At 63.9% G+C, this 12,379-nt stretch carries 12 protein-coding genes; 2 read left to right on the top strand and 10 right to left on the bottom strand.

The features are described from left to right. Positions 1–22: 22 nt before the first annotated feature. From ptsP to FJ543_RS10060, 5 genes are read right to left on the bottom strand one after another with little or no spacing between them, the layout of a single operon-like run. On the bottom strand, positions 23–2,008 hold the full coding sequence (ptsP, locus tag FJ543_RS10080; RefSeq protein WP_140874922.1) for a phosphoenolpyruvate--protein phosphotransferase: 1,986 nt from the start codon (positions 2,006–2,008) through the stop codon (positions 23–25). Between the two features lie 55 nt (positions 2,009–2,063). Next, complete coding sequence (locus tag FJ543_RS10075) at positions 2,064–2,444, bottom strand: PTS glucitol/sorbitol transporter subunit IIA (RefSeq protein ID WP_140874920.1); 381 nt, start codon at positions 2,442–2,444, stop codon at positions 2,064–2,066. A gap of 26 nt (positions 2,445–2,470) precedes the next feature. After that, on the bottom strand, positions 2,471–3,469 hold the full coding sequence (locus FJ543_RS10070; RefSeq protein ID WP_015315469.1) for a PTS glucitol/sorbitol transporter subunit IIB: 999 nt from the start codon (positions 3,467–3,469) through the stop codon (positions 2,471–2,473). A 17-nt stretch (positions 3,470–3,486) separates the two neighbouring features. Further along, positions 3,487–4,254 carry a PTS glucitol/sorbitol transporter subunit IIC gene (locus FJ543_RS10065; protein ID WP_140874918.1) on the bottom strand — a complete coding sequence of 256 codons (768 nt, stop codon included), beginning with the start codon at positions 4,252–4,254 and terminating at the stop codon, positions 3,487–3,489. A gap of 53 nt (positions 4,255–4,307) precedes the next feature. Further along, positions 4,308–4,745 (bottom strand): transcriptional regulator GutM, encoded by a 438-nt coding sequence (locus tag FJ543_RS10060; RefSeq protein ID WP_140662905.1) that lies wholly within the window; start codon positions 4,743–4,745, stop codon positions 4,308–4,310. Positions 4,746–4,937: 192 nt separating this feature from the next. Here FJ543_RS10060 and FJ543_RS10055 point away from each other — a divergent pair, with 192 nt between their 5' ends. Beyond that, positions 4,938–5,579: a hypothetical protein gene (locus tag FJ543_RS10055; protein ID WP_015315466.1), complete on the top strand. Its 642-nt coding sequence runs from the start codon at positions 4,938–4,940 to the stop codon at positions 5,577–5,579. Between the two features lie 107 nt (positions 5,580–5,686). After that, the gene (locus tag FJ543_RS10050; RefSeq protein ID WP_140712791.1) at positions 5,687–6,361 is read left to right on the top strand and encodes an HAD family phosphatase; all 675 of its coding nucleotides are present in this window, start codon (positions 5,687–5,689) and stop codon (positions 6,359–6,361) included. 10 nt (positions 6,362–6,371) lie between these two features. On the opposite strand, the gene FJ543_RS10045 is transcribed toward FJ543_RS10050, so the two are convergent. The 5 genes from FJ543_RS10045 to FJ543_RS10025 all read right to left on the bottom strand — a co-directional run bounded on the left by FJ543_RS10045 (position 6,372) and on the right by FJ543_RS10025 (position 12,304). Next, complete coding sequence (locus FJ543_RS10045) at positions 6,372–7,505, bottom strand: DUF930 domain-containing protein (protein WP_140874916.1); 1,134 nt, start codon at positions 7,503–7,505, stop codon at positions 6,372–6,374. 110 nt (positions 7,506–7,615) lie between these two features. After that, on the bottom strand, positions 7,616–8,371 hold the full coding sequence (locus tag FJ543_RS10040; RefSeq protein ID WP_140874914.1) for a 5'/3'-nucleotidase SurE: 756 nt from the start codon (positions 8,369–8,371) through the stop codon (positions 7,616–7,618). Beyond that, entirely contained in the window at positions 8,368–9,534 is a 1,167-nt protein-coding gene (locus FJ543_RS10035) for an MBL fold metallo-hydrolase (protein ID WP_140875540.1), read from the bottom strand. The genes FJ543_RS10040 and FJ543_RS10035 overlap by 4 nt, the downstream gene beginning before the upstream one ends. Continuing rightward, complete coding sequence (locus FJ543_RS10030) at positions 9,534–10,613, bottom strand: ABC transporter ATP-binding protein (protein ID WP_140874912.1); 1,080 nt, start codon at positions 10,611–10,613, stop codon at positions 9,534–9,536. Before FJ543_RS10030 ends, FJ543_RS10035 begins: the two co-directional genes overlap by 1 nt. After that, on the bottom strand, positions 10,601–12,304 hold the full coding sequence (locus tag FJ543_RS10025) for an iron ABC transporter permease (protein ID WP_140874910.1): 1,704 nt from the start codon (positions 12,302–12,304) through the stop codon (positions 10,601–10,603). The genes FJ543_RS10030 and FJ543_RS10025 overlap by 13 nt, the downstream gene beginning before the upstream one ends. Positions 12,305–12,379: the final 75 nt, after the last annotated feature.

Here is a 12,379-nt window from a genome sequence, read left to right as displayed (position 1 = left end):
GCTCCAGCGGCGATTGCGGGAACTACTCCCCGGCTGCCATCGCCGTGATCGTCTTCTTGGCGCGCTGGATCGAGGCCGGGCTCATCGACAGCTCGGTCAGGCCCATCTCCAGGAAGGCCGGAATGAGATCCGGCCGGCCCGCCGCTTCGCCGCACATGCCTACCATGATGCCGGCGGCGACGCCGGCCTTGGCCGTCAGCCCGATCGCCGACATGACCGCCGGATTGGTGACGTCGTTGAGCTTCGCAACGGTCGGGTTGAGCCGGTCGGCCGCCATGATGTACTGGGTCAGGTCGTTGGTGCCGATCGAGAAGAAAGCTACTTCCTTGGCCAGTGCCGGGGCGATCAGCACGGCGGCCGGGGTTTCGATCATCACGCCGAGATCGAACGTCGCATGCGGCACGCCTTCGGCCTTGAGTTCGGCGGCGCATTCGGCGACAAGAACGCGCGTCTGCCGCACCTCGCCAAGATCGGAGACCATCGGCAGCATCACCTTGATGTTGCCGTGCACGGCCGCCCTCAGCAGCGCCCTGAGCTGGCGCTTGAAGATATCGGGCCGGTCGAGGCACATGCGGATGCCGCGCCAACCGAGGAAGGGGTTCTCCTCGTCGGGGAACTCGATGCCGGCAATCGGCTTGTCGCCGCCGATGTCGAGCGTGCGCACGATGACCGGATAGGGTGCGAAGGCCTTGGCCAGCGCCGCATAGGTCTCGGCCTGCATGTCCTCCGACGGAAGGTGCATATGGCGCATGAACAGGAGCTCGGTGCGGAACAGGCCGACACCCATGGCGCCGGCCTCTTGCGCTGCCTCGATCTCTTCCAGCGAGCCGATATTGGCCGCGACCTCGATGACCCTGCCGTCCGCCAGCTTCGGCGTCACCGTCTTGAAAGCCGCAAGGCCGGCACGCTCCTTCGCCGCCGCTTGGACACGACCGGCGAAATCGGCGCGCGTCGCCGCGTCGGGGTCGATGATCACCTGACCGCTGTTGCCGTCGAGCGCCACCTCTTGCGCCGTGCGCAAGAGGTGGATCCGGTCGCCAAGGCCGAGCACCGCCGGAATGCCATGCGAGCGGGCGATGATGGCGATGTGCGAGGTGGCGCCGCCATGGCCGCACACCACGCCGCCGATGCGTTTCAGCGGCGCCCGCGCCAGATCCCAGGCCCCGATATCATCGGCGATCAGGATCGCACCTTGCGGGATGTTCTCGAGGCTGACGTCGTCCTGGCCAAGCAGCACTAGGCTGATCTGCCGTCCGACCGCATGGACATCGTCCGCCCGCGCATTGAGATAATGATCGTCGACGGCGCTGAAATCGGCGGCGATGGTGGAGGCGGCGGTTATCGTGGCCGAGACCGCGTCGTTGCCGCCCTTGATTGCCTTCTCGGCCTCGCCGGTCAGGCTGTCGTCGGCGGCGATATCTCTCAGCGCCGCGACGATGCCGCGGTCACCGGCCGACAGACCATCCTCTGCCAAAGCCCGGTCCATGCGGGCCTGGACGGCGGCGACGGCGGCGCGAAACCTGTCGATCTCGCCGGCGATCTCATCGGCCTGCAGCATGCGGCCCTGCCCGGCGATGTCAGGCGGGAAATGTGCAAAAGCCGGCCCGATGGCGACGCCCTCGCTTGCGGCGACACCGCGCAAACCACTGCTTGCTTCGCCTGATGCAGCTGGCGCGGACCGGGGCGCTGGCGCGAGTGCCGCTTCCTTGCCTTGGTCATTGGCTGGAGCGTGGGTGTCGTCGTCGTCGAGACCCGCCTTGGGGTTCTCAAGATAGCCGATCAGCGCCTCGATCGCCTCGATGGCGTCGGCGCCGTTTGCCCGCACCGTGACTTCCTGGTTTTCCTTGACCGCCAGCAGCATCAGCTTGACCGAGCTCTTGGCACTGACCGCCTTGCCGTCCTTGACCAGTTCGACGTCGGATTCGAAAGCCTTGGCGAGCTTGACGAACCGCGTGGCGGGACGGGCGTGCAAACCTTCGTGCACTCTGACGATGGTCGAGCGTTCCATGGCAAAATACTCTGCTTTTTTGGGCGCCAAAGCCAGACTGGCTGGGCGAATGCTTTCAGGCGGCGATGGTGATGATCGCGCCTCTCTTAAGGGCAGCCACGAGGGCTTGCGTATCGACCTGCGATGCGCAGATCTCGCCCGGCCTTTCGGCCTCGGTGGCGCCGTTGAACGAGATGACGACGTGGCCCATCTCGAGCACCTTGCTCCAGGCGCTGGAGCCGACGGCGGTTATGACAGCCGAAACCGGGCCAAGGGTGATCGACGCGCCCTTTTCAGGCGCGCCGTCGCTGGGTCCGATCTCCGTCTTGTGGAGCACCGAGACCTCGGCAAGCTCCGGTGGCGAGCCATCCGCGAACAGGATGACCACGCCGCCCTCGGCGAGGTCCGCCACTTCGGGTCCTATTGCCGTGACCCGTGTCTTGAGAAGAACCGACATATGGCGAACCTCGTTATTTCTGGTGTTTAGAAAACGATCAGGGAGACGACCCAGGCGATCAGCACCGAGACCGGACCCATGATCTGGCGGCTGATGAGCACCGCCGGCACGCCGATTTCGATGGTTTTCGGCTTGGCTTCACCCAGTGCGAGGCCGACGGGAACGAAGTCGCAGCCCACCTGGGTGTTGTAGGCAAACAGAGCCGGCAGCGCCATCGCCGGAGAGATCGTGCCGTTGGCAATCTGCGGGCCGATGATGGCGACGCCGATAACCTGCGCGATGACAGCGCCTGGGCCCAGGATGGGCGACAGGAACGGCAGGCCGCAAATGGCCGAGATGATCAGCAGGCCGACGATATTGTTGGCCAGCGGACCCATTGGCTGCGCCAGCACGTCACCGACGCCGGTATACAGTATCAGGCCGATGAGCATGGTCACGAAGGCCATGAACGGCAGCACGTTGCGGATGACCTGGTCGATGGTGCGGCGGCCGGCGTTGAAGAAGATGCCGACGACACGCCCCATGACGCGGCCGATCGTGCTGATGAAACCGATCAGGCCACCCTCGCTGGGCAGCGCCGTCGGCGTCGCTGTGTTGTTGGTCGAACCCATCGATGCTGCTCCCCCTGCAGTCGTGACCGCCTCGGACCCGTCCGCCATTGTGACGTCGGCCGGCTTGACGCCCGAAACATAGATATCCTCGGTGATAAACTGGGCGAGCGGCCCGGACTGTCCGACCGGCGTCAGGTTGACGGTCGGGATACGCTTGCGCGGATAGACGCCGCATCGTGCGGTGCCGCCGCAGTCGACGACGACAACCGCCATTTCGCTTTCGATCGGCGGCGCCTTGAAGCCGTCGACGGCTTCAGCGCCGGTCATATCGGCGATGAGCTGCGCCACCGGATGAATGCCACCACCGGTGACGGAAACAACCTTGCTGCGCTGTTCGGTCGGCTCGATCACAAGCGGACCGCCCCACCCTGTTTTGCCCCGGGTGATCCGTACGGCTTTGTATGTCTTGGCCATGATGTCCTCCCCGCCCTTTACAGCTCGACGCCCTGGCGGCGTGCCATGATGGCGGTGATGCGCTCGGTCAGCATGCCCTTGAGCAGGATGACGACGAGGCCGACGATGGCGTACCAGATGGCAACCTTGACATGGTAGCCGGCGGCGATGACGCCGCGCTTCTCGAGATCGAGCAAGGCCACGAGCATGCCTCCCCAGACGAAATATTCGCCAGGGTTGATGTGCGGAAAGAGGCCGAGCGGCGGATGCACGTAGGACACGGCCGCGTCATAGAAGGCCGGCTTGTGCTTTTCTTCCAGGAACGAGCCGAAGGTGTAAGCCATCGGGTTGGTGAGGAAGAACACCGCCAGCAGCGGCAGCACGGTGTAGCGGGTCAGCGCGATGCGGCCAGCGCCACGCGCCAGACCGTGGACCCGCTCTTCGCCGACCAGTTCGGTGACGGCGTAAAAGGCGGTCATCAGCACCACAAGCGTCGGGATGATGCCGGTGACGAAGCCGGCGAAAACCTCGCCGCCCTTCTGGAAAATGCCGATGAAGTACTTGCCGATGGCAGTCAGCCAGCCAAGCTGCTCTTCCTGCTGCACGTTTTTCAGCTGCTCCTTCAGCTGATCGGCGGTGACCGGCCCGCTGTCGGTCTGCGCCTGCGCCAGGACCACGAGATGATCGGAAGCATGCTCGACGGCGAGCCTGCCATGCAATGCAGCATCCGAGACCATGGCACCCGCGACATGCAAATTGTGCACGGCCATGTCGGCATGCTGCCCCAACAACGAAAATACAGACATTTCTCCTCCTTATGCCGGCCCGCCGGTTGATCCCAGTCGGCGCACGGCCTCCTCTATGCCCTTGCTACATTCAAGCCGGCCAAACCCGGCTTCTTCCCCGGCTCCGACCGTGCTTTGTCGATCTGTTCGATCGCCCGCTTCACGGCCTCGGCCACACCGGGTTCCCCCTCCCCCATGATCGCAGGGTTGGACCGGAGTCGATCGAGGGGAACGCCCTCGAATTCTTCATGTCGCTTGAATTTGGTGAACACGGAACGGCCGCTCATCACCATCATGCGGCGCACGATCAAGTCGGGCGTAACCACGACCAGCGCGATCGTTCCCTTGGCAAATCGGCCGCGAAAATTGCCGGCTCCGACGAAGCCGTCCTTGTACTGGTTGGTGACGCCCCGGAAGACATCCGAATAGTGCCGCATCTGCAGCCAGACGCCGAGCGACTGCAACGCCCACACAATAACCAGCAGAAGCAGTCCCCACTGCCAAATCGCCATTCGGTTCTCCTCCCGAAGCCTCAGTCGAGGCGCACCTTGGACCGGCGCGCGACAACAGCAAAGTGAGAACATTTGTTTCCGCGAATGTCAATATGTATGATATTGACCTCTACCACGACCATCCACAGGGCCGCCGCGCGATTACGGCGGGGGCACGACTGTGCTAACCTGTGGGGAAACGGGATACAGGAAATGGAACTGCCCTTCAGGGATGAACTGGCCCTCATGCCCGACCTGCGCCACCGGCTGCGGCAGTTGCGCTGGTTCCGCGCCACCTTCCGCGGCAGCGCCAAGGTGGTCTCGGACACATTCGGCGTACGCTTCGAAATCGACGAGGCGAAGCTGACCCGGGCTTTTCTCGACTGGGTCGAGGTCATGGAAGCGCAGAAGCGCTTTGCCGCGATCGACCGCGCCGATTTCATCGTCTTTGCCGCCGGCCTCGTGCTGCGCGAACTGATAAAACAGGCGCCGGCAAGGGAAATCTCCGGCCTCACCCAGCTCATCGAAACGGATCGGAATGCCGGCACGCTGGACATCATCCGTTTCTGGCCGGAAGGCTTTCTCTACACCAACTACTGTGTCTCGGTGATTTCGGCGATCTACGAGCAGGAGTTTGGGTCGGCGCCCAGTATCGACAAATGCGCCGACGACCTGCGCACCTGGTGGTCCTATCGCGAGAACGTCACCGAAATACCGGCCTATGCCGTGGCTTTCCTCGACCGCTTCCTGGGGGCGGAACCGAACTGGATCACGCCCGATCGCGCACAGTCGCGGCAGGCCATGCAGCGGGCGCTGGGGTCCTCCCGCGCCAGCGACGTCTTGCGCCAGCTTTGAATCGGCCTCTATCACCTCTATCCACGAGGCCGAGCGTGCCCGCTATTGAACATTTGACTTTTTGTCGATAGCGATGTGCGAATTCTGACAGAGGCCGGGAGAAACGCGTGGCGCCGTCAAGACTGATCATTTTCGATTGCGACGGCGTTCTCGTCGACAGCGAGCCACTGGCCGCCAAGGCCTATGAACGTGTCTACGATAAGCATGGCATGCCGGGCGTTCACGGCGGCATCATCGCCCAGTGCGTCGGCATGAAACAGGCCGACATCATCGTCAGGATCAAGGAGTTGACCGGCCATCAGTTTCCCGCGTCGGCCGACGGCGATATCTGGGCCGAGACCAAGGTGCTTTTCACCGAAGAGTTGAAGCCAACGCCTGGAATAGGCTCGTTTCTGGAAACGCTTGCCGGCGACCGCTGCGTTGCCTCCTCGTCCTCCATCGAGCGTATAAACCACAGCCTGGCGGTGACCGGACTGGCACGCTTCTTCGGCGATGCGATCTACAGTTCCTCGATGGTCAAGAACGGCAAGCCGGCGCCGGACATCTTCCTTTTCGCGGCTGCCAGGATGGGCGCCAAACCAGCCGACTGCATCGTCATCGAGGACTCGCCTTTCGGCATCCAGGGCGCGGTTGCCGCCGGCATGACGGCGATCGGCTATACCGGCGGCGGCCATACTTATGCCGAGCATGCCGCACGGCTGACGGCGGCCGGTGCCGATTTCGTCTGCGCCGACTGGCAAGAAGTCAGCCGGCAATTGGCTGGACTTGGTGTGCCAGCCTAAGTGGCAGAGGCTAAAGAGGATGGTTTGGCGGCCATTCGCTGCGTGGAATCTCGGAGCCGACACGGAAGCCGAACGACAGGACCCTGGTCGCATCGGCATCCACCTCGCATCGGAAGCTCAGTTGGTACCATGTGGTTGTCGTGCTGAAGGCCGCTTCGGGGCGGTCGAGAACATTGCCGGCTTTCAGCGGAATCGTCGGCAGCCATTTGGGAGAATAGTCGGCACCCTGCAGCTCCTGGTCCAGCACGTTGGCGCAAAGGGTCGCAACGCGCTGACTGCGAGGTACGCCGCTCATGGAACTCGTGGCCAACGCGTCGCCGGTAGCGCCCTGCGAGTAGAGTTTCCGAACCCCCGGAAGACCGGAATACATTGGTGATCCAGCACCTGCGTCGTTCGTGGAATTTGAGGCGGTGGCTTTTCCGGCCCGGGACTTCAGGGCTTTTTCAGACTTGAACTTCATCGTCTTGACGACTTTGGCCTTGGGCTTTTCGGTCGCGGCCCCGGTCTTGGCGTCGCTCTCGGCTGGCGACGGCTTTGGCTCTACGGCTGCTTGCTGATCGGAAGCTTTTGGCGCAGCCTGCTGTTTATCAGCGTCTTCCGTGACCTGCTTTTCCTCGCTCGGCGTGGGCTTGGTGACGGTCGGCTCGGTTGGCGGATTCTCATCGGCTTTGCTCGCATCCGGCCGCTGCTCCGCGTTTGCCGTCGCTGCAGGCTTGTTCTCGGCGGACTTGGGCACGACCGGAGGCTTCGAGGCCTCATCCTTTGCAGGCGACGGCGCATTGTCCTTGGCCGCCCCCCCATCCAGGGATTTCTTCGGTCCGGTATCTTTGTCGCCATACTGAAAAACGCGCTTCAAAGCGGTGTCGTCAGGTTGTTTGCGCGGCTGTTCGGGTGGCTTTTCAACCTTATGCTCGGGGGGTTTATCAGCCTTAGGTTCCGGCGGCTTCTCGGCTTTGAGCGGCTGCGGTTTTGGCTTGTCGGGCGGAGGCACGAGCGCGACGCTTATCGGTTGCTCCTGCTGGGGCTCTTGTGAGGCTTTTGACAGGCCGTAGATGAAGAACGATGCGACAAGCGCATGCAGGACCAGCGATGCGGCCAAGGCCCACAGCAGATTCCGGCGCCATTCGCGTGTCTCATCCTTCATCTCTTCCGATGTGGAATGAAATAGCGGCGGCTTCAAGCATAAGCACCGGATTGACGCCATTTAGCCGCTGACAGCTTGGTGATCTGGGGGATGCCGCGCAGGGAGATCGGCTAGCTTTGCCGCCAGCGTGGGATTCCGTCCAGAAATCCCTCGTCCAGCCGCGTTTCCCCAAACCAGTTCAGCCGGTTGATGCTGACGAAACCCGCATCGATCGCGGCGTTTTCATCCCCCGGTTCGCTTGCATGGGCTCGGCCACGCGGCACCGTGATGATCGTGCGATCCCCGGCGCTTTCCACCACCTCGGCCGTGCGGCCGATCTTGTCGCGGCCGATGCGCGGCTGGCGAATTTCGGCCGGCAGCGCGGTCGGCAAGTTGACGCTCAGCCAATGGCCCTCTGTCGCCCAATCGGCACGCGCTTGCCAGAGCGAGGCGATCAGCTTGCCAAGCCATTCGTCGTCGGCAGCGCCGAAGTCAGGATTTTTCACGCGCGAAAAGCCGATCGCGGGTATGCCCCAGAAACTCGCTTCGCGGGCAATACCCAGTGTGCCGGAATAGGCGATGTCCTCGGCGACGTTGCGGCCGTCATTGATGCCCGACAATACGAGGTCAGGCTTCGGTTCATCGGCGAATAGCCAAGTCATGGCGCTCACCACGCAATCGGCGGGCGTGCCCGAGCACGCATACCAGTTCGGCTTGACGCGCCGCATCGTCAGCGGCCCGGCGATGGTCAGCGACGAGCCGGCGGCGGTGCGCTTGCCGTCCGGCGCGACCACCCAGACATCGTCGTTCAACCCGAGGGCGGCATTGACGAGACGGGCAAGACCCGGCGCTTCGATGCCGTCATCGTTGCAGATCAGGATTCTCATGATGCGCTTCCTTGCCCCACCGTGATGCGTTGACCCGTACGGCATTGCGTGAGCAAGGACGGAATATGGCTTTTCAACTCGGCAAGAAGATCGGGCGCGCAGGAATGGCCCAGCGCCCTGGGGCGTCCCGCCTTCTCCCAGATGCCGACATTGCCCGACAGTGTCGGGTGGGTGGGCATGCGTATCCAGTCCGCCCGGCCGGCCTTGTGCATGAGATCGGCCGGAGAGCCCAAAGGCAGATGCCCGGTGAGCAACACCGGAAACCCGGCATCGTCGGCGCGAGGCAAAAGGCGCGACGACGGGCCAGCCTCGCCCATGCCGTCATCGGCCAGCAATGGCAGTAATGGCAGCGGGTCGGCATCGCTCCAGTCGGCCGCGTTCCGCAGGCGGGCAAGCAAAAGCTCGGAAATGCCCGGCAACAGGGACGCGGTCGCGCCGACCTGCGCTTCCAGCGACGAACGCATGCCGGCATGGACGGCGAACGGCCCGGGCAAGGCCGCGATCAGTTCCAGCGATCGGCCAGACAGCGGCGTCGGCAAGAGGCATCCCTGCGGATGCCGCGCCACCCATTCGGAAATTTCCTGCGCCCGGGCAGCCCCCGGCATGGGATCCGCGCCGTAGGAGGCATCGAGGACCAGGAGATCGCAATGCGGGATCGTGTCCATGACGAACACATTGCTGTCAGGCACCACATCGGCCGAATAGGCGATGCGGCTTGTCCCGTCGTCGACGGCGAACCAGACCCCGCCGACGACATGACCTGAACGTCCCGTGCTGACTACGAAATTGCCGCTAGTGAGTGTGTCGCCTGGTTCGAAGAGTTCGATGCGGTTTTCAGGCAAGGGAAATCGCCTGAAATCCTCCGGCTCGGCATAGGCGGCAAGCGTGGCCGGCGCCTCGGCACGGGTCTCCGCCGTCATGAAGATCGGGCCGCTATAGCCCCGCGACAACAGCCAGCTCAGCGCGCCGACATGATCCTCATGGGCATGCGAAACAAAAACAGCATCGATGTCGTCGCTCGACCCGTTGAGCGCTGGATAGTATTCCGCCCCGGAAGCGCCGACCTTGATGCCGACATCGAGCAGGATGCGATCGTCGCCGCTGTTGACGGCGAGGCTGGTGCGGCCCTTTTCTCCGAAGCCGCCGGCAAGGTCCAGTATCATCACGAGGCTGTCCCCGCCGCCGGGATCAGCCAGCCGGATTTTATGCGCAGGCGCGCTTGCGCCCCGTTCTCCAGCACAACCGGATCGGGTTGCTCGAAATGCAAGGTGAGGTCGGGACCAGCGGTCGGCGCGAATTCAATCCGCGCCGCGCCGCCCTGATAGATCGCCCGCTTGACGAGACCATCGAAGCCCGAGGCATCGGCCGAAAGCTCGATATCGGCGGGGCGGCAGCAGATCTTGGCGCCGGCGCGCGGCCGCTCGCCAGGCCGGCAACGGACCACCAGCTCGGTTCCGAGAACCCGGACCTTGCAATGGCCGTTGTCCTCGCTGGCCAACACGTCCGCCGGAAGCAGAATGCCTTGCGAAATGAAGGAGGCCACCATCTCATTTGCCGGCTTATGATAGAGTTCACGCGGGGTGGCGAGCTGCGCCAAGCGTCCATGGTCCATCACCGCGATGCGGTCGGCCAGCGCCATCGCCTCGGCCTGGTCATGGGTGATGTAGACGATGGTCGTGCCGGTGCGCTTGTGGAAGGCGGCGAACTCGTCCTCCATCGAGGCCCTGAGATGGACGTCGAGATTGGCGAGTGGCTCGTCGAACAGCACCAGCGAAGGTGTCGCCACCAGGCAACGCGCCAAGGCCACCCGCTGGCGCTGGCCGCCGGAAAGATTGGCGGGCCGGCGCTCGCCCAGACCCTGAAGATTGACAAGGGCAAGCGCGTCTTCCACTTTTTGGCGCGCAACCGCCTTGTCGAGCTTGGCCACCTTCAGCGCATAGCCGATATTCTCGGCGACGCTCATATGCGGCCACAGCGCGTAATTCTGGAAGACGATGCCGACGCGCCGCTTTTCCGGCGCGACGCTGCCGCCGCTGTTCGACACGACATCGCTGCCGATGCGGATTTCGCCCGAGGTCACCTTTTCGAAACCGGCGACCAGCCGCAGCAATGTCGTCTTGCCACAGCCGGAGGGGCCGAGCACCGCCAGAAATTCGCCGTCAGCGACATCGATCGAAACGTCCTTGACCGCATCGAACTCGGCGAAGCTCTTGGTCACATGGTCCAGGGTCAATCGCGCCATGGCAGAACTCCGCTCGGAAGATGAGGGGCAAGCAGGTTGGTCACCAGCATCAGCACGAAGGTGACCGCGACCGTGATGACCGACATCGCCGCCGCGTAGTTGGAATCGCCGCCCTGCTCGAAGGAAAACATGACAACGCCGATGGTCTCCGAGCCCGACGACCACAGCAGCGCCGAGACGGTGAGTTCGCTGAGGGCCGTCATGAAGATCAGCAGGCCGCCGGCGATCGCCGCCGGCGCGACCAGCGGAAAGACGATGGTGCGCATGCGCGTGAACAGGCCGGCGCCCGCAACTTGTGCGGCTTCTTCGAGTGCCCGATCGATCTGGTGATAGCCGCTGATGGTCGGCCGCAAGGCCAGCACTAGGAAGCGGGCGAGATAGGCATAGAGGATGATCCAGACGGTGTTGTAGAGCTGGACGCCGGTCAGCGGGATGGGGCGCAGGAACAAGAGCAGCGAGGCGATCGCCAGCACCACGCCGGGCAAGGCATACGGCAGTTCGACTGAAAGATTGAGCAGCCGCACCCAGCGCTGCTTGCCCCAAGCGATGAGATAGCCGATCGGCACGGCGACGAGGACCGCGAAGAAAGCGGCAGCGATCGACAGCCAGAAACTGTTGAAGAAGGCGCGGCTGGCGGCATCATGCTCGAACAGCACGAAACGGTAATTGTCGAGCGTCGCCGTCTTGGCGGTGAGCGCGATGCCGTAGCCCGGCACCAGCGAGGTCAGCACCAGCCCGAACAGCGGCAGGACCAGCACCAGCACGATGAGCAGCCACATGCCGGCCTGGACGACCGGCCGCCAGCGGCCCAGTTCATAAGGTTCGGCCGGCAGCGATGTCGAGGAGATGCGGTAGTCGCGGCGGCGGCTCATCACCTCCTGGGCAAGGATGCCGGCCATGGCGATGATGCCGATCAGCACCGACAGGAACGCGGTCTCGCCGAGTACCGCCGGGCCCCCGCCGGCCAGCTTCTGATAGATGAGCGTCGGCAGCACCAGGTAGTTGGCGGGGATGCCGAGAAAGGCCGGAATGCCGAAATTGCCGACGCAGGAGACGAAAGCAAGCGCGGCCGCCGCCATGATCGACGGCGTCATCAAGGGCAGCACGATGGTGATCAGTACGGTGAACCAATTCGCACCGCCGGCGCGCGCCGCTTCGACCAGTTCGCGCGGCAGCTTGCGCAGGCCAGCACGCACCAGCAGGAAGACCAGCGGCCCGTATTGGACGCCAAGCAGCAGGATGATGCCCGAGGTCGAGTAGAGCGGGTTCTTCGTGCCGAGCGGCGGCGCCGCCCCGAAAAGCTTGAGGAATGGGCTGGCAGGGCCGAACAGTTGCAGCCAGGCCAGCGCCGTCACCTGTGGCGCGATCATCAGCGGCATGACGTAGCAGAGCACCAGGGCGCTTCGGCCGCGTATGTCGGTCAGCGATACAAGCACGGCCACCGACGTTCCCGACAGCACCGCCAGAAGAGTGCCGCCGATGCCGACGACCAGCGTATGCCATGTCGCGATCCAGGTTGCCGGGCTTCTCAGCCCGGCCTCCACAGCCACCGTCGACAAGACACCGCCGGGTGCCACGATCTCCTTGACGAGGCGCAGCATGGGCAGCAGCGAAAGCAGGACGATGACGACGGCCACCACCGCCGTCAGGACCATTTCCTGGCCCCGGCTCTCCCTGATACGTGTCGGCATGATTGCGTTTCCTGGGATCGGTCAGCGGGGCGGCCGGGCTCACCGGAACTGACGAGATGCCGTCGAGACGGCATC

Origin of the sequence: Mesorhizobium sp. B2-5-7 (genome assembly GCF_006440875.1) — a bacterium.
In the GTDB taxonomy this organism is placed as follows: Bacteria; Pseudomonadota; Alphaproteobacteria; order Rhizobiales; family Rhizobiaceae; genus Mesorhizobium; species Mesorhizobium australicum.
Note: the sequence above shows the minus strand (reverse complement) of the source record. Positions and strands in the feature narration are given on the sequence as shown.

Coding starts and splice junctions, on each gene's coding strand:
- FJ543_RS10025 (WP_140874910.1), bottom strand. CDS start 12,304: ATGCCGACACGTATCAGGGAGAGCCGGGGCCAGGAAATGGTCCTGACG.
- FJ543_RS10035 (WP_140875540.1), bottom strand. CDS start 9,534: ATGATACTGGACCTTGCCGGCGGCTTCGGAGAAAAGGGCCGCACCAGC.
- FJ543_RS10070 (WP_015315469.1), bottom strand. CDS start 3,469: ATGGCCAAGACATACAAAGCCGTACGGATCACCCGGGGCAAAACAGGG.
- FJ543_RS10065 (WP_140874918.1), bottom strand. CDS start 4,254: ATGTCTGTATTTTCGTTGTTGGGGCAGCATGCCGACATGGCCGTGCAC.
- FJ543_RS10040 (WP_140874914.1), bottom strand. CDS start 8,371: ATGAGAATCCTGATCTGCAACGATGACGGCATCGAAGCGCCGGGTCTT.
- FJ543_RS10045 (WP_140874916.1), bottom strand. CDS start 7,505: ATGAAGGATGAGACACGCGAATGGCGCCGGAATCTGCTGTGGGCCTTG.
- FJ543_RS10030 (WP_140874912.1), bottom strand. CDS start 10,613: ATGGCGCGATTGACCCTGGACCATGTGACCAAGAGCTTCGCCGAGTTC.
- FJ543_RS10055 (WP_015315466.1), top strand. CDS start 4,938: ATGGAACTGCCCTTCAGGGATGAACTGGCCCTCATGCCCGACCTGCGC.
- FJ543_RS10075 (WP_140874920.1), bottom strand. CDS start 2,444: ATGTCGGTTCTTCTCAAGACACGGGTCACGGCAATAGGACCCGAAGTG.
- FJ543_RS10060 (WP_140662905.1), bottom strand. CDS start 4,745: ATGGCGATTTGGCAGTGGGGACTGCTTCTGCTGGTTATTGTGTGGGCG.
- ptsP (WP_140874922.1), bottom strand. CDS start 2,008: ATGGAACGCTCGACCATCGTCAGAGTGCACGAAGGTTTGCACGCCCGT.